Below are 19,243 nucleotides of genomic sequence, written 5' to 3'. Positions count from 1 at the left end.
GGGGATGGTAACCGGAAGTCGCCCGGCCGTCCTGCCTACCGGCGTGCCCCACCGTCAGGCGGGGGACTCGAGCGGAAGCCGCAGCGAGAACCGGGCGCCCTTGCCCGCGGCGCTCTCGACCGCGATCTCGCCGCCGTGCGCGTTCAGGATCTGCCGCGCCGTCCACAGGCCGACACCGAGCCCCGGGTAGTGCGCCACCGGCGCGGCGCGCTCGAACCGCTCGAACACGCGCGACTGGTCCTCGACGGCGATGCCCGGCCCCCGGTCCTCGATGACCACCACCGCCCGGCCGTCGTCGCGGCTGGCCGTGATCTCGATCGGCGAGCGCCCGCCGTACTTCACCGCGTTCCCGAGCACCGCCGCGATCGCGTCGCCCACCCGGCGGCGGTCCCACCGGCCGGGGATCGGCCCGGGCGCGTGCACGCTCAGCGCCGCCCCCTTGCGCCGGACGTCCGGCTCGAACCGGGCCGCGACCTCCTGCACCAGCTCGGAGAGGTCGAACGGGGTCGGCTCGAGCTGCAGCGCGCCGCGCGACATCTCGGCGAGGTCGAGCAGCCCGCTGACCAGGTCGCCCAGCCGCGCGACGTGGCGCTGAAGCTGCTCGAGCCGCTCCACCTGCTGGACCGTGACCGGCTGCCCCTCGTGCGTCTGGCGGGCGAGCGACTGCGTCACGAGCTGCACGCAGGTGAGCGGGGTGCGCAGCTCGTGGGACGCGACCGCCAGGAAGTCGTCGCGCGAGCGCACCGCCTCGCGCGCCTCGGCGAGGTTGCGCCGCGCCTCCTCCCCGCGCCGGCGCTCGGTGAGGTCGCGGGTGATCTTCGCGAAGCCGCGGAGCGCGCCGTCCGGGCCGCGCAGCGCGGTGACCACCACGCTCGCGAAGAAGCGCGTGCCGTCGCGCCGCACCCGCCAGCCCTCGTCCTCGCTCGAGCCCTGCTCGGCGGCCTCGCGCAGCTCCGCCTCGGGCTTGCCGCGGCGCACGTCCTCGGGCGTGAAGAACACCGCGAAGTGCCGCCCCACGATCTCGCGCGCCGGGTACCCCTTGATCCGCTCCGCGCCCGGGTTCCAGGTGAGGACGTGGCCCGCCGGATCCAGCATGAAGATCGCGTACTCCTTCACGCTGTCGACGAGGAGGCGGAGGAGCTGCTCCTGCTCCAGCAGGTGCCCCGGGCCGCCCGGGGTCGGGCGATGGTCGTTGGGGTCGCTCATCGTTCGAAGCACGAGGTGCGGCGCCGTCACGCGCGAGCGCTCACGCGCACCCGGCGGGGGGAATCTTGCCTCGATCCGCGGCTCGCGCCGCGGGAGATGGACGCCCGCCCCAACAGGTCCCGCTGCGCGAGAGGCCCCGCGACGTGCGGGCGCCCGGCCGGTTCGCGCGCGGCGGCGCCGCACGACCCGCCCGGCGAAATGCCGCGCCCGATCCGTGGTGCGAACGGCGGCCCGCGCGCGGTCTACACTCCCACCCATGGCGGGGACCGAGGGATCGCCGGTGGTGATCGTCGGGGCCGGCGTGGCCGGGCTCTCCTGCGCGAGGGCGCTCGCGGAGGGCGGCCGGCGCGCGCTGGTGCTGGACCGGGCGCGCGGCGTGGGCGGCCGCTGCGCCACGCGTGCGCTGGAGGGCCAGCCGGTGGACTACGGCCCGGTGTTCCTGCACGGGCGCGACCCCGCGTTCCTGGCCGCGCTCGACGCGGTGCCCGCGACGCGGCTCGACTGGCCGGCCGACGTGCACGGCAGCGGCGCGCCGTGCCAGCCCGAGGCGTTCTCTCCCGGTGAAGTGCGCCGCGCCTTCGCGGAGGGCGTGAACGCGTTCCCGCGCCACCTGGCGGAGGGGCTCGAGCTGCGGCTGCAGCGCAAGGTGGTCGGCCTCGTGCCCGGCGACGGCACCGTGGCGCTCCGGCTCGACGACGGCTCGTTCCTCGAGACAGAGGTCGCGGTGCTGGCGCTCGCCGCCGAGCAGGCGGACGAGCTGCTCGCCACGGTGCTGCCGGCCCCGCCCGCCGTGGCCGCCGCCCGGGCGCTGCTCGCGACGGCGTCCAGCCACTGCGCGCTCGCGCTGCTGGCCGCGTACGGGCCCGCCGCGCCGCGCCCGCCGTGGCACGTGAGCTACCCGGAGACCTCGCGCGTCGTCCAGGTCGTCTCGCACGAGTCGAGCAAGCGCCCGGGCTCGCCGCTGCTCGTGCTCGCGCTCCAGGCCCACCCGGCCTGGTCGCGCCAGCACCTCGAGGATCCGGACTGGCCGCGCCACGTGCTCGACGAGGCCGCGCGCCTCCTCGGCGCGTGGGCCGCGGACCCGCGCACCGCGCACCCGCACCGCTGGCGCTGGGCCCGCACCGATCTCGCCGCGGAGCTGGCGCGCCCGCTGCTGCTGGCGCTGCCCGGCGGCGCGCGGCTGGGCGTGGCGGGCGATCGCTTCGCGCCGGGCGGCGGGGTCGAGGCGGCGTGGCGCTCGGGCCGGGCGCTGGCGGGGCGGATCCTCGCGGGGGAGGGGGCATGACCGGGGGCGGCGACGCGCTGGCGCAGCTCGTGCTGCGCGATCGGGACCACGAGTGCGAGGGCTTCGGGCCGGGCCGCGTGTGCGTGCGCGTGGTGGCGGTGGCCCGGCTGCCGACGCGCGCGGGCCCGTTCCGGATCGTGGCGTTCTGGAACAACCGCGACGCGAAGGAGCACGTGGCGCTGGTGCACGGGGACGTGGTGGGCGCCTCGGACGTCCCGGTGCGCCTCCACTCCGAGTGCCTGACCGGCGACGTGATGGGCTCGCTCCGCTGCGACTGCCGCGACCAGCTCACCGAGGGGCTCGCCGCCATCCAGCGCGAGGGGCGCGGGGTGCTGCTGTACCTGCGCCAGGAGGGGCGCGGGATCGGGCTCATCAACAAGATCCGCGCGTACGCGCTCCAGGAGCAGGGGCTCGACACGGTGGAGGCGAACCTCGCGCTCGGCTTCCGCGACGACGAGCGCGACTACGCGGTGGCCGCCCACATGATCCACGGCCTCGAGCTCCGCTCCATCCGGCTCATCACCAACAACCCGGAGAAGCTCCGGCAGCTCACCGCCTACCGGGTCGAGGTGAGCGGGCGCATCCCGCACGTCATCCCGCCGGGCGAGCACAACCGCTTCTACCTGGAGACCAAGGCGCGGCGGTCCGGGCACCTCATCGACGTCGACGCGCTCGCCCCGCGCTCCGAGCAGGCCGACCCGGTGGTCGTCGCGCCGGCTCCGCAGGACCCCGGCGCGGAGTGACGCGCGCCCGTAGATCCCCGGGATGCGCACCGTCCTCGCGGCCCTCGCCCCGCTCGCGCTCCTGCTCGCCTGCGGCGCCGCCCCCGCCCGCACGGCGGCGCCCGGCTGCACGATGGTGGAGCAGGGCTTCGGGGCGGCGGGCGCGGTGCCGATCCGCGTCGAGCGGGTGGCGAGCGGGCTGGAGGTGCCGTGGGGGCTGGCCTTCCTCCCCGGCGGCGACGTGCTGGTGACCGAGCGCCCGGGGCGCGTGCGGCTGATCCGCGGCGGGCGCCTCGAGCCGCAGCCGGTGGCCACGGTGGAGATCGCGCCGGGCGGGGAGGGTGGGCTGCTCGGGATCGCGGCCGATCCGCGCTTCGCCGAGAACCGGCGCTTCTACCTGTACGCGACGGTGGAGGCGAGCGGGGCGCCGGCGAACCAGGTCACGCGCTGGAGGCTCTCGGCCGACGGCCGCGCCGCGACGCGAGAGAAGGTGCTGCTCGACGGCATCCCCGCCGCCCGCTACCACGACGGCGGGCGCATCCGGTTCGGCCCCGACGGCATGCTCTACGTCGGCACCGGCGACGGCGGCCACCCCGACCGCGCCCGCGACGCGGCGAGCCCGAGCGGAAAGCTGCTGCGCATCACCCCCGACGGCGCGCCCGCGCCGGGGAATCCGCGGCCGGACAGCGCGGTGCTCCTCTCCGGCCTCCGCAACCTGGAGGCGTTCGACTGGCTCGACGCACGCACGCTGATCCTGGCGGACCACGGGCCGAGCGGGGAGCGCTCCCGCACCGGCCAGGACGAGGTGACGGTGGCGCGCGCCGGCGACGACCTGGGCTGGCCGGCGGTGTCCGGCTGCGACGCCGAGCCGGGGACGGTCGCGCCGATCCTCTCGTTCCGCGCGGCCGCGCCGCCGGGCGGCGGGAGCGTGTACCGCGGGTCGGCGGTGCCGCAGTGGAAGGGCAGCTTCCTGTTCGGGACGCTCCGGTCGCGCCACCTGCACCGGGTGGTGCTGGACGGCCGCGGGCTGCGCGCCCACGAGGTCTACCTCGAGGGCGATCCGCCGGCGGGGCTGGGGCGCATCCGCGAGGTGGTCGAGGGGCCCGACGGCGCGCTCTGGCTCACCACCAGCAACTGCGACGGCCGCGGCACGTGCCCGGCGGAGCGGGACGTGGTGGTCCGGCTGGTGGGCGGTTGATCTTCTCGGCGCGCGCGGCTACATCAGAGGGACCGTGCACGCGCCCGTCCACACCTCCCGGCGCCCCTGCCTCGCCCCGCCCCGGCGGATCGCGAGCGGGCGCCCGTGCGCCCACGGCACGGCCTTCCTCGGCCAGGGCGCCTCGATTCCCTCGCGCTAGAGCGCAGGACCGAGGCGCGCCCCACCCGCACCACCGCATCGCAGCACCGCCCGTACGCCGCGCCGCCGCTCGAGGCCGCGCGCGGGCATTCACCGCTGGACACACCCGGGCCAGGCCCGGCCCGAGCGACTGGAGGATCCATGAGCCGCGACCGCATCTACGTCAGCGAGACCGATCACGAGCGCCTGCGCGCCCTGGTGGAGCAGCACCAGGAGGGCCGCGACGCCGCCGCGGCGGAGCGGCTCGACGCCGAGCTCGACCGCGCCGTGCGCGTGCCGGACGGCCAGGTGCCGGCCGACGTCGTCACCATGAACTCGCGCGTCGTCTACGAGGACGGCGCGACCGGCAAGCTGCGGGAGGTCACGCTCGTCTACCCGACCGCGGCCGACCTGCGGGAGGGCCGGCTGTCGGTGCTGGCGCCCATCGGCGCGGCGCTGCTCGGGCTGTCCACCGGCCAGTCCATCTCCTGGACGCTGCCGGACGGGCGCGAGGTCGAGCTCCGCGTGCGCTCGGTGCAGCCTCCGGCCGCGGCGGCGGCGAGCGCGGCGGTGTGAGCCGCGCCGCGGCCGCTCAGCCGGGCTGGCCCGGCCGGGCCGCGGGCGGCGCGGCGGCCAGCGCCGCCTGGGGCTCGGGCTCGGTCACCGTCACGTCGAGGTGGACCTCCTCGAAGCTCGCGGTCGCGCCCAGCGTCAGCGCCGGGATCATCGTGTTCAGGAGCGCGTACGGGATGATCCCGCCCACCAGCCAGGGCGGGACGCCCTCGAAGCGCTCGATCACGATCTCGGCCAGCACCAGCGAGAACACCAGCGTGGGCAGCAGCGCGGTCGCGACGCGCCGCGCCTGGCCCAGGCGCTCGCGGAGCGCGAGCTTGCGGTGCACCGCCACCAGGCCCACCCGCAGCGGGATCATGGCCGCGAGGTAGACCAGGCCGGCCGCGAGCGAGGAGAGGGTGAGCAGCTCCGGGTGCAGGTGCGCGCCGGCGCTGAAGAAGTAGAACGGCGCGAAGAACGACGCGAACACCTCCACCGCGTGCAGCAGGCGGTCGGAGGAGAACGCCGGCAGCCGCTCGCGGAAGCGGCGCGCCGCCACGCCCACCAGGAACGCGCCCACCAGGTAGTACACGCCCAGCTTCCGGGTGGCGAACGCCGCCATCACCGCGAGCATCACCAGGAACGCGAACTCGGACCGCGGCGCCCACGGCGCGATCGCCACCGCGAACGCGCGCATCACCAGCGGGATGAGCACCACCACCGCGAGCAGCGCGGCGGTGGCGCCGGCGAAGCGCGCCGCCGAGGTGGACTGGAGCACCGCGAACAGCACCGCCAGGGCGAGCAGCTCGGTGGCGACCGCCTTGGTGCGCGTCCAGAAGCGCTGGTCGGCGTCGAGGCCGAACGACTGCAGCGAGTCGAGGATGAAGCCGGTGGAGGGGGTCACCAGCGCGAGCGCCACCAGCGTGGCGGGGCGCCAGTCCACCCCGGTGGCGGCGGCGATGGCCCACGCCACGCCCGCGAGCAGGAGCGCCTGGATGACGAGGTGCTGCGCGACGAGCGCGGCGCCGCGGCGGAGGTCCTTCGCGTCCACGTCCAGGCCGGCGAACAGGAACAGGCCGGTGATGCCCAGCGTGGCGAGCAGCGCCAGCGTGGGGTCGCCGGTGAAGAGGCCGGCGCGGGCGGCCGCCAGCCCGAGCAGGAGGCTGGTGATGGCGCCGGGGATGCGGAAGCGCTGCAGCGCCTTGGGGATGACGAAGAGCGCGAACAGCAGGGCGATGTAGGCGAGCTCGGAGGACATCGGGAACGCACCATCGCAGCAGGCCGCCCCGCGGGCAACCCGCGATCGCCCGCTACCCGGCGTGCTCGGTGAGGAGCGCGTCCAGGCGCTGCACGAACTGGCCGCGCGAGATCACCTCGTCCACGCCGGCCGCGCGGGCGGCGCCGGCCAGCTCGACCTCCACGTGGCCGAGGAAGCCGATGATCCGCACCGGCAGGCCGGCCTGGCGGGCGGCGCGCACCTCGTCGAGCACGCCGGGCTCGGAGAGGTCGGCGATGACCGTGCCCTGGCCCAGCTCGCGGGCGGCGTCGGACAGCCGGGCGCCGCGCGGGGCGAAGCGGACGGGGACGCCGAGCCGCTCGGCGGCGGCGTGGATCTTGGAGCGGAAGACGAGGTCGCGGACGGAGACGAGGAGGGGCATGGCTCGCATGTACCGGCGCGGGCGCGGCGGCGCCGCGCCGGGCCGGGTGCTGGGCGCCGGGGCTAGCGAGGCTTCGGGATCCCGGCCTCGATGCGCGCGGCCTCCTGCGGCGCGAGCAGCCGGGCCAGCTCCAGCTCCAGGTCCACGTCGCGGTGGGGCTTCCCGTGGCCGTGCTCGGTCTGGTCCTCCACCAGGCGGGTCAGCCGGACCTGCACGCCGCCCTCGCCCGGCGAGGCCTCGGCGTGCACGCGGGTCTGGTCCTTCCGCCAGCCGGTGTCGAGCTTGCGCCGTCCGGCCTTGTCGATCTCGGTGGGGCGGGCGGGCGTGAACAGGTTCACCACCAGGCCCTGGATCCCCTCGCGCGGATCCTCCTCGTCGGCGAGCGGGAACTCCTTCTGCATGAGCAGCCGGCGCACGTCGCCCCAGATCTCCTCCGCCGGCTGCGGGTACCGGAGCTTGTCGAGCTCGGCCTCCAGGTACCGGGTGCGCGCGCGCTGGGCGGCGACGGAGGCGCAGCCGGAGAGCGTGAGCGCGAGCGCGGCGGCGGCGATCCAGGGCGTGCGGGTCATCGGCTCTCCTCGGGTCGGGACGGCCCGAGGACTCTACCCGATGCCGGGGCGGCGCGGTGGACGCGCGCGCGGTCGCGCCAGGCGCCGAACAGGACGGGGGCGACGAGCAGCGCGGCGACGATGGCGAGCGACAGCGCGGGCGGGACCTTCACCCAGTCCATCGCCAGCATCTTCAGGCCCACGTACACCAGCACCGCGGAGAGGCCGGTCTTCAGCCCCGAGAAGCGCTCCACCATGCCGGCCAGCAGGAAGAACATCGAGCGCAGGCCCAGGATGGCGAAGATGTTCGAGGTGAAGACGATGAACGGGTCGAGCGTCACCGCGAAGATCGCGGGGATGGAGTCCACCGCGAAGATGACGTCGGAGATCTCGACCAGCACCAGCGCGAGCAGGAGCGGGGTGGCGACCCGGCGGCCGTTCTCGACCGTGAGGAAGTGCGGGCCGTGCAGGGCGTGCGTGGAGGGGATGACCCGCCGCACCAGGCGCATGAGCCGGCCGCCGGTGGGGTCCGGCGCCTCGTTGCGGCCGAGGAACAGCTTCACGCCGGTCGCGACCAGCAGTGCGCCGAACACGTAGATGGTCCAGTGGAAGCGGGCCAGCAGCGCGGTGCCGGCGAAGATCATCCCGGCGCGCAGGACGAGCGCGGACAGGATGCCCCAGAACAGCACCCGGTGCTGGTAGAGCGGGGGCACGCCCAGCGCCGAGAAGATGATCACGAAGACGAAGATGTTGTCGACCGCGAGCGACTTCTCGATGAGGTAGCCGGTGAGGAACTCGAGGCCGCGGTCGGCCCCGAACTTCCACCACACCAGCGCGTTGAACGCGAGCGCCAGCGTCACCCACACCACGCTCCAGCCCAGCGCCTCGCGCACGCGGATGACGTGGGCCTTCCGGTGGAACACGCCCAGGTCGAGCGCCAGCATCAGCGCGACGAAGGCGAGGAAGCCGATCCACAGGGTGGGGGAGCCGATCGATTCGACCAAGACGTGCCTCCGGGAGAGTTCCCGGCGGATCTAGGGGCTCGGTCGTGGATTAGACCATGACAAAATGACGAGCCGGCACATTCAGAAAACCTGCGTGCGGCGATCGGCGCGCGGGCCGCCGGGGGTCCGGGCGCGCCGGGGCGGGCGCGATGCGCTATGAGGGGAGCATGACCGCGCTCCGCCGTGCCGTCCGCTGGTGCCTCCCCGCCCTCGCGCTCGCCGCCGCGCCGGCCGCGCGCGCGCAGGGCGAGCCGGCCGCCGACGCGCCGTTCCCCCTCACGCTGAAGGTGGGCGAGGTGAAGCCCCTCTGCCCGACGGGCACCGTGCAGTGCCCGCCGCGCGCGATCCTCTGCGACGATCCGAAGGTGGCGGTGGGCGCGGACTCGCCGGAGGGCGGCGCGCTGCGCGGCGTCGGCCCGGGCACCACGACCTGCTCGGCCGCGGGCGGCTCGCCGCTCGGCGCGCGCCGCGTCTACCGGGTGACGGTGGTCGCCCCCGGCGACGCGGCGCAGGGCGCCGGCGGCCGCTAGCCCTGCTGCGGCGCGGCCGGGGCCGGGGCCGGGGCGGCGGGCGCGGGCGTCGCGGGGGACGCCGGCGCCGCCGGGGCGGGGGTGCTCGCCGCCGCGGCCGCACCCCGCTCCAGCCAGCCGCCGCCCAGCGCGCGGTACAGGCCGATGGAGTTCTGGAAGCGGGCCAGCCGCGTCTGGATGAGCTGCTGCTGCGCGCCGTACAGGTCGCGCTGCGCGGTGAGCACGTTCAGGTAGCTGTCCACGCCCTTGCGGTATCGCAGCTCCGAGATGTCGTAGCGCCGCTGCTCCGCCTCGACGCGGCGGGTCTGCGCCTCGAGCTGCTCGTCGAGGCGCCCGCGCGCCACCAGCGCGTCGGCCACCTCGCGGAACGCCACCTGGATGGCCCGCTCGTAGCTCGCGATCTGGATCGACTTGCGCACGTTGGCGGCGTCGAGGTTCGCCTTGTTCCGCCCGCCGGTGAAGATGGGCAGGTCGATGCGCGGCGAGAACGCCCAGGTGCCGGAGCCGGCGGTGAACAGGTTCGACAGCTCGGTCGAGGCCGTGCCCACCGAGGCGGTGAGCGAGATCGACGGGAAGAACGCGGCGCGCGCCGCGCCGATGCTGGCGTTGGCCGCCTTGAGCTGGTGCTCGGCCGAGAGGATGTCGGGCCGGCGCTGCAGGAGGTCGGAGGGGAGGCCGGCGGGCAGCTCCGCCACCGGCGGCTGCTGCTCCAGCGGCGCCGCCGCCGGCAGGTCCTTCGGGAGCGGGCCGCCGGCCAGCAGCACCAGCGCGTTCTCCGCCTGCGCGAGCGCCTGCCGGTAGGCGGACAGGTTCACGCGGGCGGTCTCCACCTGCGCCTCGGCGGTGCGGAAGTCGAGCTCGGAGGTGCGGCCGGCCTCGAACGTGCGCTTCGCGAGGTCGTACGACTGCTGCACCGTCTGCAGCGTCTGCTCGGCGAGCGCCACCTGCGACTGCAGCGCCCGCGAGGCGAGGTACTGGACGGCGACCTCCGAGACCAGCGCCAGGTGCGCGCTGCGGTGCGCCTCCTCGGTCGCGAGGTACTGCTCCAGCGCCTGGTTGCGCAGGCTGCGCACGCGGCCGAACAGGTCGATCTCGAACGCGGTCATCCCCACGCCGGCCGAGAAGACGTTCCCCACCGACGGCTCGCCGGTGAAGCTGAGGTCCTTGGCGGTGCGCGAGCGGCTGCCGCTCCCGCTCGCGCCCACGGTGGGCAGCAGGTAGGAGCGCTGGATGCCGTACTGGGCCCGGGCCAGCTCCACGTTGAGCGCCGCGACGCGGAGGTCGCGGTTCTCGCGGAGCGCCTGGTCGATCACGGCCTGCAGGCCGGGATCCTGGAACACGTCGCGCCAGCCGAGGTCGGCGGCGGCCGGGCCGGCCGCGGCCCCGGTGTCGCCGGGGAACTCGGCGGCGACCGGCGCGGCGGGGCGCTGGTAGCGGGGCGCGAGCGTGCAGCCCGAGACGGCGAGGGCGGACACGGCGGCGAGCGCCGCGAGGCCGGGGCTACGCATGGGCGATCTCCTTGGGCGCGGCCTCGTCCTCGTCGCGCGGCCCGGCCACCAGGTCGGGCGGCGGCGCCTTCCGCTTGCGGACGACCTTCATGAAGAACACCGGCACGAGCAGGATGGCGAGGAAGGTCGCGGAGACCATGCCGCCGATCACCGCCATGCCGATGGCGTTCTGCCCGGCCGCGCCGGCCCCGTTGGCGATGGCGAGCGGGAGCACGCCGAGGATGAAGGCGAGCGAGGTCATGACGATGGGGCGGAGGCGCATGCGGGCCGCCTCCACGGCGGCGTCGAACAGGCTCATGCCCTGCTCGTACAGGGACTTCGCGAACTCGACGATGAGGATGGCGTTCTTGGCCGAGAGGCCGATGGTGGTGAGCAGGCCGACCTGGAAGTAGACGCCCGCGTCCAGCCCGGCGAGCTCGGTGAACAGCACCGCGCCGAGCACGCCGAGCGGCACCACCAGCATCACCGAGAACGGGACCGACCAGCTCTCGTAGAGGGCCGCCAGCGCCAGGAACACCACCAGCAGCGAGATGGCGTAGAGCGCCGGGGCGTTCGCGCCGGAGAGCCGCTCCTCGTAGGAGAGGCCGGACCACTCCAGGCCGATGCCGGCCGGGAGCGCCTTCACGTGCTCCTCCATCGCGGCCATGGCCTCGCCCGAGCTGTGGCCGGGCGAGGGCTCGCCCTGGATCACCATGGCCGGGGACCCGTTGAAGCGCTCGAGCTTGGTCGGCCCGTACACCCAGGTGCCGGTGGAGAACGCCGAGAACGGCACCATCTGGCCGGCGCGGTTGCGCACGTACCAGCGGTTCAGGTCCTCCGGCTTCATGCGGAACGGCGCCGCCGCCTGCACGTACACGCGCTTGGTGCGCCCCTTGTCCACGAAGTCGTCGACGTAGTTGACGCCCCAGGTGCTGGAGAGCGTGGCGTTGATGTCGGAGAGCGCGAGCCCGAGGGCGGCCGCCTTCTGCTGGTCCACGTCGATGCGGTACTGCGGCGTGTCCTCCAGGCCGAGCGGGCGGACCTTGGCGAGCCGGGGATCCTTCGCGGCCATGCCGAGCAGCTGGTTGCGGGCCGCCATGAGCGCCTCGTGCCCGAGGTTGCCGCGGTCCTGCAGCTGCAGCTCGAAGCCGGTGGCGTTGCCGAGCTCGGGCACCGCCGGCGGGACGAACGCGAACGCGAGGCCGTCCTTGATCTGCGAGAACGCCCGCATGGCGCGCCCGGCGACGGCCGGCGCGTGCTGCTCCTTCTTCGGGCGCTCGCCCCAGTCCTTGAGGCGCACGAACGCGAGGCCGGCGTTCTGGCCGCGGCCGGAGAAGCTGAAGCCGGTGATCGCCATCACCGCCTCGACGTTGTCCTTCTCGTCCTCGAGGTAGTGCCGCGTCACCTCCTGCATCACCGTGCGGGTGCGGTCCATGGTGGCGCCGGCGGGCAGCTGCACCATGTTGATGATCGAGCCCTGGTCCTCCTCGGGGAGGAAGCCGGTGGGCAGGTGGAGGAACAGGGCGCCCAGGGCGGCGAGCAGCAGGGCGTAGACGATCAGGGCGCGGCCGGCGCGGCGCAGCACCCAGCCGACCGACTTCTCGTAGATCCCGCTGCCCCGGCCGTAGAGCCGGTTGAACCAGCCGAAGAAGCCCCTCTCGGCGGCGTGGTGGCCCTTCTCGACCGGCTTCAGCATGGTGGCGCAGAGCGCCGGGGTGAGCGTCAGCGCGACCAGCACCGAGAGCGCCATCGCCGAGACCACGGTGATGGAGAACTGCCGGTAGATGACGCCCACCGAGCCGCCGAAGAACGCCATGGGAACGAACACCGCGGCGAGCACCAGCGCGATGCCGACGAGCGCGCCGGTGATCTGGTCCATCGACTTGCGGGTGGCCTCGCGCGGCGAGAGGCCCTCCTCGCTCATGACGCGCTCGACGTTCTCGACCACCACGATGGCGTCGTCCACCAGCAGCCCGATGGCGAGCACCAGGCCGAGCATGGTGAGCGTGTTGACGGTGAAGCCCGCCGCGGCCAGCACGCCGAACGTGCCGAGCAGCACCACCGGCACGGCGATGGTGGGGATGAGCGTCGCGCGGAAGTTCTGGAGGAACAGGAACATCACCAGGAACACGAGGATGATGGCCTCGACGAGGGTCTTCACCACCTCCTCGATCGAGATCCGCACGAACGGCGTCGAGTCCACCGGGTAGACGACCTTCATCCCCGGCGGGAAGAACTGCGACAGCTCCGCGAGCTTGGCGCGCACCAGGTCCGCGGTCTTGAGCGCGTTCGCGCCGGAGGCGAGCTTGATGCCCATGCCGCCGGCGGGCTTGCCGTTGTAGTAGCTCTCGATCTCGTAGGTCTCGCCGCCGAGGTTCGCGGTGCCCACGTCGCGCAGGCGCACCTGCGAGCCGTCGGGGTTCACCCGCAGCAGGATGTTGAGGAACTGCTCCGGCGTCTGCAGGCGGGTCTGCGAGGTGACGGTGGCGTTGAGCTGCTGGCCGGGGACGGCCGGGGCGGCGCCGAGCGAGCCGGTGGACACCTGCGCGTTCTGGGCCCGGATGGCCGCGCTCACGTCGAGCGGCGTGAGCTGGAAGCTGGCGAGCTTGTCGGCGTCGAGCCAGATGCGCATCGCGTACTGCGTGCCGAACGCGGTCACCTCGCCCACGCCGGTGACGCGGCTGATCTGGTCCACGATGTTCGAGAACGCGTAGTCGTTCAGGTCGTCGCGGGTCATGCTGCCGTCCTCGGAGATGAGGCCGGCGATGAGCAGGTAGTTGTTGACGGTCTTCAGCACGCGGACGCCCTGCTGCTGCACCTGCTGCGGGAGCAGCGGCATCGCGTTCTGCAGCTTGTTCTGCACCTGCATCTGCGCGATGTCCGGATCGGCCTCGGCGTCGAACGTGAGCGTGACGCTGGCGTTGCCGGAGCTGTCGCTCGCGGCGGACATGTACCGGAGGTGGTCGATGCCGGTCATCTTCTGCTCGATGACCTGGGTGACCGAGTTCTCCAGGGTCTGCGCGTTCGCGCCCGGGTACGTCGCGAACACCGTGACGACCGGCGGCGCGATGGCGGGGTACTGCGAGACCGGCAGGCCCAGGATGGCGAGCCCGCCGGCCAGCATGATCATGATCGAGATGACCCACGCGAAGATGGGCCTGTCGATGAAGAACCTGGCCACGACGACTCCTCGACTGCGAAAAGGGAAGGGGGGTGCGCGGGCGGCCGGCCCGGGCCGGCCGCCGCGCGGTCACGCTCGCCGGGACCTCAGCGCGCCGCGCCCGACGGGCCGGGCTGGCCCGCCGCGGGGGCCGCGCTCGCCTGCTTGGCGACGCCGGCCGGAACGGGGTTGACCGGCGCGCCGGGGCGCACCTTCTGCAGCCCCTCGACGATCACCTGCTCGCCCGGCTTGATCCCGCCGGTCACCAGCCACGCGTCGCCCACGACGCGCTCGGTGGACAGGGTGCGCAGCTCGGCCTTGCCGCCGGCGACCACCAGCGCGGTGGGCTCGCCCTTGTTGTTGCGGGCGACGCCGCGCTGCGGGACGAGCAGCGCCGCCGGGTCCACGCCCTCGGCCAGGCGCGCCCGCACGTAGGTGCCGGGGAGCAGCTCGGCGCGCGGGTTGGGGAAGATGGCGCGCAGCTTCACCGACCCGGTGCCCGGGTCCACGGTCACGTCGGCGAACTGCAGCGTGCCCGGCAGCCCGTACTCGTGGCCGTCCTCGGTGGTGAGCGCGACCTTGGCCTTGCCGGCGCCGGCGGACTGGAGCTTGCCGGCCTCGAGGTCGCGGCGCATCCGGAGCAGCTCGGCGCTGGACTGCGTCACGTCCACGTAGACCGGGTCGAGCTGCTGCACCGTGGCGAGCAGCGTGGCCTGCGCGGCCTGCACGTAGGCGCCCTCGGTCACCTCGGAGCGGCCGATCCGGCCGCTCACCGGGGAGGTGACGGTGGTGTAGCCGAGGTTGATGCGGGCCGCGTCCACCGCGGCCCTGCCGGCGGCGACGTCGGCCTCGGCCTTCTTGAGCGCGGCCACCGCGTCCTCGTGCTCCTGCCGGCTGACCGCGTTCGCGGCCACGAGCTCGGTGTAGCGCTCCGAGGTGAGCCTGGCCGACGCGAGCGTCGCCTCGGCGCGGGCGAGCTGCGCCCGGGCGCTGTCGAGCGCGGCCTGGTAGGGCGCCGGGTCGATCTTGAACAGCGGCTGGCCCTGCTTCACGTCGCTGCCCTCGGTGAACAGGCGCTTCAGCACGATGCCGTTCACGCGGGCGCGGACCTCGGCGACCTTGGAGGCGGAGACGCGGCCGGGGAGCTCGGTGGTGAGCGTCACCGCCTGCGGGGAGATGGTGACCACGCCGACCTCCACCGGGCCGGGAGCGCGCGCTTCCTGCTTCTTGCCGCCGCAGCCGGCGGCGGCGAGCGCGAGCGCGGCGAGCGCCATGGCGCGCTTGCCGGAGAAGAGGGCGGGAGCGCGCCGGGCGACGGCGCGAGGGGAGCGGAGGGAGGGGTTCATCGCAATTCCTTTGAGGCCCGGGGAACGGATCCGTGAGCCCGGGAGGGCGGTACAGATAGTCGCGCCGCCGGGAACGGTCAACACTAAACCGTTCAGTTCAACGGACGGGCGGAACCTACGGGTATACGGGTTGACAGTCAAGACTAAACCGTTTAGTTCAACAGCGACATGTCCGAGAACCAGGCACATAGACCCCCCGATTGGTGCACGGGCAAGCGCCAGCAGATCCTGGATGGGGCGCGAAAGGTCTTCGCGGAGCTCGGGTACGAGCGGGCCAGCGTGGATCTGATCGCCTCCCGCACCGGCGTCTCCAAGGCCACGCTCTACAACCACTTCGACGACAAGAGCGCGCTGTTCCTCGCCTGCTTCGAGCAGGGCTCCCACGAGATGCGGTCCGACCTCGAGGCGCTGTTCTCCGAGACGAGCGACGATCTCGAGTCCGCGCTGCAGGCGGTGGGCGAGCGCCTGCTCGCGAAGTTCCTCTCCCGCGAGGCGGTGGCGCTCTACCGGAGCGCCCTGGAGGCGTTCCGGCTGCCGGAGATCGGGAAGATGCTGTACGAGCGCGGCGCGCGGGTCACGCACGAGCTCATCGCCGCGGCCCTCTCGCGCTGGGCGGCGCGGGGCCTGCTCCGCGTGGACGACCCCTACTACGCCGCGGTGCAGTTCGTGAACCTCTGCCACGGCGACGTGATGATGCGGCTGCACCTGGGCGTGCTGCAGGAGGCGTCGCCCCGAGGACGTCCGCGGCACGGTCCGGCGCGCGGTCCAGACGTTCCTGCGCGCCTTCCGGCCGTGAGCGAGCCCACGCGCCGCGCGACCTCGGGGACGTTGACGCGGCTCCGCGTCCGCACGTAGAGAGCAGGGCAGCGCCCGGACGGACGCGCGTCGCGCCCGGCCCGGTCCGCCGGAGGCGCCCATGACGCCCGCGCGATCGCCCCGCCGCACCCCGCTCGCCCTCCTCGCCGCGGCCGTCCTCGCCGCGCTCGCCTGCGGCGGCGGCGGCTCCACCCCTCCGCCGCCGGTGGACGTCTCGCCGGTGCCCGCCGCGGACCCGGGCAGCGCGCTCCCCGACGGCTGGGAGCGGGGGCCCTTCGCCGAGATCTACGTCCGAGGCTACCAGGACTCCGACGGCGACGGGGTGGGGGACCTGCGCGGCCTGGCGAGCCGGCTCGACTACCTGGCGGAGCTGGGCGTGCGCGGGATCTGGCTCATGCCGGTCACGGCCAGCCAGGACCACGACCACGGCTACGCGGTCGCCGACTACCGCGGCGTCGAGCCGGACTACGGCACGCTCGAGGACCTCGACGCGCTCGTCGCGGCGGCCCACGCCCGCGGCATCGGCGTGATCGTCGACTACGTGATGAACCACAGCGCGGCCACGAACCCGCTGTTCCTCAACTCCGCCGACGGCAAGTCGAACCCGTACCGCGGCTGGTACCTGTGGAAGCCGTCGCAGCCGCTCGACTGGTCGGTGTACGGCGGCAACCCGTGGCGCCAGCACGGCACCGGCTGGTACTACGCGCCGTTCGCGTCGAACATGCCGGACTTCGACCTCGCGAACCCGGCGGTGGCCGCGTACCACGCCGACAGCCAGCGCTTCTGGCTGAACCGCGGCGTGGACGGGTTCCGCTTCGACGCGGTGGGGATGCTGTTCGAGAACGGGCCCGCCGCCTGGAACGACCAGCCGCAGAACTACGTGCGGATGGCGGAGGTGCGGGCGCTGCTCGACGGCTACGAGCGGCGCTTCATGGTGTGCGAGGGGCCGGACGACCCGGCCGGCTTCACCGCCGCGTGCGGCAGCGCCTTCGCGTTCGGTCACCAGTACGACGTGATGGGCGCGGCGCGCGGCGACCCGGCGGCGGTCGCGCGGGTGGCGGCCTACTTCGAGGACCCGGCCCGCCACGCCGCCGCCACCATGCTCTCCAACCACGACGCGTTCGCCGGCCAGCGCCCCTGGGACCAGCTCGGCGGGGACGAGGCGCGCTACCGCCTCGCGGCCGCGACGTACCTCCTGCAGCCCGGCATCCCGTTCGTCTACTACGGCGAGGAGGTCGGCCTGGGCGGCGCCGGCTCGCTCTCCGGCGACTGGCGGCTGCGCACGCCCATGAGCTGGACCGGCGACGCGCGCACCGCCGGGTTCACCACCGGCAAGCCGTTCCGGGCGCTGCCCTCGAACGTGGCCACGCACAACGTCGAGGCGGAGCGGGGCCGCGCCGGCTCGCTGCTCGAGTTCTACCGCGAGGTGATCGCCCTCCGCCGCGCGGTGCCGGCGCTGGACCGCGGCGGCTACGAGGGCGCGCGCGCGTCCGGGGCGACGCTCTCGTTCCGCCGCGCGCTCGGGGCCTCGCACGCGCTCGTGCTCCTCAACTACGACGTCGTCCCCCTCACGCTCCAGGTGACCGGCCTCGCGCCCGGGGCCGCGCTCGCGCCGCGCCTGCCCGCCACGGCGCCGGCGGCCACGGCCGACGCGGCCGGCGCGGCCTCGTTCGACCTGCCCGCGCTCACGGTCCGCGTCTACACCTACGACGGCTGAGCTAGAACACCCCCGCGATCCCGCCCGGCGCCGGCACCAGGCGCACGTGCGCGATCGGGTGCCGGTGGAGCAGGGGCACGAGGATCCCCACCGCCGTCCCCCACCCGGCGCCGGCGAGCACGTCGGTCGCCCAGTGGCGATCCGCGGCCAGCCGCAGGTAGCCGACGGCGCTCGCCGCCGCCGCGCCCCCGCCGACGATCCACGGCGCGGCCGGCGCGTCGCGCAGCGTCGCGATCGTGCCCGCGGCGGCCGCCGCGGCGAACGCGGTCGCGGTGTGGCCCGACCAGAAGGAGACGCGCGAGTCGAGCGCGTGCGCCGGCCCGCTCCCGTCCCAGGCGTCCGGCCGGATCCGGTCGGTGCCCACCTTCACCAGCTCGGTGCCGAGCGTCGCGATCGAGACCGCCTCGGCGACGAGCAGCGCGTCCTCGGCCGCGCGCCGGGGCGCGCCCGCCGCGAGGTCGGGGACCGCCAGCGCCGCCGCCGCGCCGAGGGGCACGCCCACGCCGAGCAGGTCGGAGGCGGTCGCCGCGCGCGAGGGGTGCCTCCACGCCAGCGTCTCGTGCGCCCAGGCGTCGAAGCGGCCCGGGCTGCACCAGCGGCAGGTGGCGGGGAGCAGGTCGCGCTCGAACAGGCGCAGGCCCAGCGCGGCCGCGAGCGCGCCCGCGGTGATCGCGCCGTCGGCCACCGGGCTCACCTGGAGGTCCGCCGGCGCGGATCGCGCCGGGGCGGGCGCGACCGCGAGCGCGAGCGCCGCCGCGAGCGCGGGGGAGACGAGCAGCGGATGGGCGTTCACGTTCCGGACCTCCCGGCGCCTGGGCCGAGCCAGCGGAGCAGCGCCGCGTTCACCTGCTCCGGCGCCTCGTTCTGCACGAAGTGGCCCGCGCCCTCGATCGGCTCGATCTCCGGCGCGTTGCCGGGCGCGAGGTAGGGCGCGAGCTTCGCCCGCGCGATCGTCTCCACGCCGAGGAAGCGGTCCTCGACGCCCCACAGGATCAGCGTGGGCGCGGAGACGGGCCGCGGCCGCGGCCCGGGCGAGCGGCGGCCGCGGAACGCCGCCCGGTAGTAGCCGAGCGCGGCGCGCGCGGCGCCGGGCTGCAGGAACGCGCGGCGATACGGCTCCAGCTCCTCGGCCGGCCAGGCGCTGCGCACGTACGAGCCGCCGCGGATGGCGCGGGCCACGCCGGCGGCCCGGTCGCGGGTGAGCAGCCACTCCGGGAGGAGCGGCACCTGGAACAGGAGCATGTACGACGAGCGGAGGAGCTGACGGCGGTTGCGGCGCAGCTCGCGCGCGAACGCGGCCGGGTGCGGCGCGTTCAGGATCACGAGCCGCGACACCACCTCGGGGTGGCGGGCCGCGACCGCCCACGCCACCGCCCCGCCCCAGTCGTGCCCGATCACCACCGCGCGCTCGCGCCCGAGCGCCCGCACCAGCCCGGCCGCGTCCGCCGCCAGCGTGGCGAGGTCGAAGGGGCCCCGCTTCTCGCTGGCGCCGTAGCCGCGGAGGTCGGGCGCGACCGCGCGCCAGCCGGCGGCGGCGAGCGCGGGGAGCTGGTGCCGCCAGGAGCGGGCCAGCTCCGGGAAGCCGTGCAGGAGCAGCGCGAGCGGACCGTCGCCGGGGCCGTCGGCGAGCGCCGCGAAGCGGAGGCCGTTGGCCTGGAGCGCGAGCGTGTCCACCGACCCAGCGTAGCGTCCGCGCTCGCGCGCCGCCCGCGACTCGGGGCGAACCTCCCCGACGCGGGTATGCCCGTCGGTGTTGCCGGCGACGCGGCGTCGCGGGACTGCCGCAGGCCAGCGGGGGCGGCGACACTTCCGCGCATGCCGGCGTCGCCCAGGGGCGCGCCGGCGGAACCTCGAGGGGGGACACCACATGAAGAAG

17 protein-coding genes are annotated in these 19,243 nt (G+C 74.9%); 7 read left to right on the top strand and 10 right to left on the bottom strand.

The window, feature by feature from the left end:
• Nucleotides 1-54: 54 nt before the first annotated feature.
• Complete coding sequence (locus ACOQFB_RS18685; protein WP_421609065.1) at nt 55-1,206, bottom strand: PAS domain-containing sensor histidine kinase; 1,152 nt, start codon at nt 1,204-1,206, stop codon at nt 55-57.
• A 256-nt stretch (nt 1,207-1,462) separates the two neighbouring features.
• Here ACOQFB_RS18685 and ACOQFB_RS18680 point away from each other — a divergent pair, with 256 nt between their 5' ends.
• The 4 genes from ACOQFB_RS18680 (at nt 1,463) to rnk (ending at nt 5,125) form a co-directional block, all read left to right on the top strand.
• Nucleotides 1,463-2,491, top strand: a complete 1,029-nt coding sequence (locus ACOQFB_RS18680) for an NAD(P)/FAD-dependent oxidoreductase (RefSeq protein ID WP_421609064.1) — start codon at nt 1,463-1,465, stop codon at nt 2,489-2,491.
• Complete coding sequence (ribA, locus tag ACOQFB_RS18675; protein ID WP_421609063.1) at nt 2,488-3,234, top strand: GTP cyclohydrolase II; 747 nt, start codon at nt 2,488-2,490, stop codon at nt 3,232-3,234. The genes ACOQFB_RS18680 and ribA overlap by 4 nt, the downstream gene beginning before the upstream one ends.
• 22 nt (nt 3,235-3,256) lie before the next feature.
• The gene (locus tag ACOQFB_RS18670; RefSeq protein ID WP_421609062.1) at nt 3,257-4,411 is read left to right on the top strand and encodes a PQQ-dependent sugar dehydrogenase; all 1,155 of its coding nucleotides are present in this window, start codon (nt 3,257-3,259) and stop codon (nt 4,409-4,411) included.
• Nucleotides 4,412-4,711: 300 nt separating this feature from the next.
• On the top strand, nt 4,712-5,125 hold the full coding sequence (gene rnk / locus ACOQFB_RS18665) for a nucleoside diphosphate kinase regulator (protein ID WP_059438927.1): 414 nt from the start codon (nt 4,712-4,714) through the stop codon (nt 5,123-5,125).
• A gap of 16 nt (nt 5,126-5,141) precedes the next feature.
• Here the strand turns inward: rnk and ACOQFB_RS18660 are convergent, their stop codons facing one another.
• The 4 genes from ACOQFB_RS18660 to ACOQFB_RS18645 all read right to left on the bottom strand — a co-directional run bounded on the left by ACOQFB_RS18660 (nt 5,142) and on the right by ACOQFB_RS18645 (nt 8,251).
• The gene (locus ACOQFB_RS18660) at nt 5,142-6,359 is read right to left on the bottom strand and encodes a cation:proton antiporter (RefSeq protein ID WP_421609061.1); all 1,218 of its coding nucleotides are present in this window, start codon (nt 6,357-6,359) and stop codon (nt 5,142-5,144) included.
• 52 nt (nt 6,360-6,411) lie between these two features.
• Entirely contained in the window at nt 6,412-6,759 is a 348-nt protein-coding gene (locus tag ACOQFB_RS18655) for a hypothetical protein (RefSeq protein WP_059438929.1), read from the bottom strand.
• 62 nt (nt 6,760-6,821) lie between these two features.
• On the bottom strand, nt 6,822-7,328 hold the full coding sequence (locus tag ACOQFB_RS18650) for a hypothetical protein (RefSeq protein WP_059438930.1): 507 nt from the start codon (nt 7,326-7,328) through the stop codon (nt 6,822-6,824).
• A complete protein-coding gene (locus ACOQFB_RS18645) occupies nt 7,325-8,251 on the bottom strand; it encodes a TerC family protein (protein WP_237758139.1) in 927 nt (308 codons plus the stop codon). Before ACOQFB_RS18645 ends, ACOQFB_RS18650 begins: the two co-directional genes overlap by 4 nt.
• A 227-nt stretch (nt 8,252-8,478) precedes the next feature.
• Here ACOQFB_RS18645 and ACOQFB_RS18640 point away from each other — a divergent pair, with 227 nt between their 5' ends.
• Nucleotides 8,479-8,841: a hypothetical protein gene (locus ACOQFB_RS18640; RefSeq protein ID WP_059438932.1), complete on the top strand. Its 363-nt coding sequence runs from the start codon at nt 8,479-8,481 to the stop codon at nt 8,839-8,841.
• On the opposite strand, the gene adeC is transcribed toward ACOQFB_RS18640, so the two are convergent.
• From adeC to ACOQFB_RS18625, 3 genes are all read right to left on the bottom strand, one after another.
• Complete coding sequence (gene adeC / locus ACOQFB_RS18635) at nt 8,838-10,349, bottom strand: AdeC/AdeK/OprM family multidrug efflux complex outer membrane factor (protein ID WP_421609060.1); 1,512 nt, start codon at nt 10,347-10,349, stop codon at nt 8,838-8,840. The genes ACOQFB_RS18640 and adeC overlap by 4 nt on opposite strands.
• Nucleotides 10,342-13,509 (bottom strand): efflux RND transporter permease subunit, encoded by a 3,168-nt coding sequence (locus ACOQFB_RS18630; protein ID WP_059438607.1) that lies wholly within the window; start codon nt 13,507-13,509, stop codon nt 10,342-10,344. The genes adeC and ACOQFB_RS18630 overlap by 8 nt, the downstream gene beginning before the upstream one ends.
• Nucleotides 13,510-13,595: 86 nt before the next feature.
• The gene (locus ACOQFB_RS18625) at nt 13,596-14,834 is read right to left on the bottom strand and encodes an efflux RND transporter periplasmic adaptor subunit (RefSeq protein ID WP_421609059.1); all 1,239 of its coding nucleotides are present in this window, start codon (nt 14,832-14,834) and stop codon (nt 13,596-13,598) included.
• A 168-nt stretch (nt 14,835-15,002) separates the two neighbouring features.
• On the opposite strand from ACOQFB_RS18625, the gene ACOQFB_RS18620 reads away from it, so the two are divergent.
• Nucleotides 15,003-15,689, top strand: coding sequence for a TetR/AcrR family transcriptional regulator C-terminal domain-containing protein (locus ACOQFB_RS18620; protein ID WP_494492312.1), 687 nt, complete (start codon nt 15,003-15,005; stop codon nt 15,687-15,689).
• Nucleotides 15,690-15,750: 61 nt separating this feature from the next.
• Nucleotides 15,751-17,367: an alpha-amylase family glycosyl hydrolase gene (locus tag ACOQFB_RS18615; protein WP_059438604.1), complete on the top strand. Its 1,617-nt coding sequence runs from the start codon at nt 15,751-15,753 to the stop codon at nt 17,365-17,367.
• Between the two features lies 1 nt (nt 17,368).
• On the opposite strand, the gene ACOQFB_RS18610 is transcribed toward ACOQFB_RS18615, so the two are convergent.
• The gene (locus tag ACOQFB_RS18610) at nt 17,369-18,160 is read right to left on the bottom strand and encodes a phosphatase PAP2 family protein (protein WP_421609058.1); all 792 of its coding nucleotides are present in this window, start codon (nt 18,158-18,160) and stop codon (nt 17,369-17,371) included.
• Nucleotides 18,157-19,041, bottom strand: coding sequence for an alpha/beta fold hydrolase (locus ACOQFB_RS18605; protein ID WP_059438602.1), 885 nt, complete (start codon nt 19,039-19,041; stop codon nt 18,157-18,159). Before ACOQFB_RS18605 ends, ACOQFB_RS18610 begins: the two co-directional genes overlap by 4 nt.
• Nucleotides 19,042-19,243: the final 202 nt, after the last annotated feature.

Source organism: Anaeromyxobacter sp. Red801 (assembly GCF_049201065.2).
Classification (GTDB): Bacteria; Myxococcota; Myxococcia; order Myxococcales; family Anaeromyxobacteraceae; genus Anaeromyxobacter.
This window is presented reverse-complemented; position numbering and strand designations above follow the sequence as displayed.

What these genes read in the sequence shown, in the direction of transcription:
- ACOQFB_RS18685 (WP_421609065.1), bottom strand. Translation starts at nt 1,206, where the DNA reads ATGAGCGACCCCAACGACCATCGCCCGACCCCGGGCGGCCCGGGGCAC.
- ACOQFB_RS18680 (WP_421609064.1), top strand. Translation starts at nt 1,463, where the DNA reads ATGGCGGGGACCGAGGGATCGCCGGTGGTGATCGTCGGGGCCGGCGTG.
- ribA (WP_421609063.1), top strand. Translation starts at nt 2,488, where the DNA reads ATGACCGGGGGCGGCGACGCGCTGGCGCAGCTCGTGCTGCGCGATCGG.
- ACOQFB_RS18670 (WP_421609062.1), top strand. Translation starts at nt 3,257, where the DNA reads ATGCGCACCGTCCTCGCGGCCCTCGCCCCGCTCGCGCTCCTGCTCGCC.
- rnk (WP_059438927.1), top strand. Translation starts at nt 4,712, where the DNA reads ATGAGCCGCGACCGCATCTACGTCAGCGAGACCGATCACGAGCGCCTG.
- ACOQFB_RS18660 (WP_421609061.1), bottom strand. Translation starts at nt 6,359, where the DNA reads ATGTCCTCCGAGCTCGCCTACATCGCCCTGCTGTTCGCGCTCTTCGTC.
- ACOQFB_RS18655 (WP_059438929.1), bottom strand. Translation starts at nt 6,759, where the DNA reads ATGCCCCTCCTCGTCTCCGTCCGCGACCTCGTCTTCCGCTCCAAGATC.
- ACOQFB_RS18650 (WP_059438930.1), bottom strand. Translation starts at nt 7,328, where the DNA reads ATGACCCGCACGCCCTGGATCGCCGCCGCCGCGCTCGCGCTCACGCTC.
- ACOQFB_RS18645 (WP_237758139.1), bottom strand. Translation starts at nt 8,251, where the DNA reads ATGCTGGCGCTCGACCTGGGCGTGTTCCACCGGAAGGCCCACGTCATC.
- ACOQFB_RS18640 (WP_059438932.1), top strand. Translation starts at nt 8,479, where the DNA reads ATGACCGCGCTCCGCCGTGCCGTCCGCTGGTGCCTCCCCGCCCTCGCG.
- adeC (WP_421609060.1), bottom strand. Translation starts at nt 10,349, where the DNA reads ATGCGTAGCCCCGGCCTCGCGGCGCTCGCCGCCGTGTCCGCCCTCGCC.
- ACOQFB_RS18625 (WP_421609059.1), bottom strand. Translation starts at nt 14,834, where the DNA reads ATGAACCCCTCCCTCCGCTCCCCTCGCGCCGTCGCCCGGCGCGCTCCC.
- ACOQFB_RS18620 (WP_494492312.1), top strand. Translation starts at nt 15,003, where the DNA reads ATGTCCGAGAACCAGGCACATAGACCCCCCGATTGGTGCACGGGCAAG.
- ACOQFB_RS18615 (WP_059438604.1), top strand. Translation starts at nt 15,751, where the DNA reads ATGACGCCCGCGCGATCGCCCCGCCGCACCCCGCTCGCCCTCCTCGCC.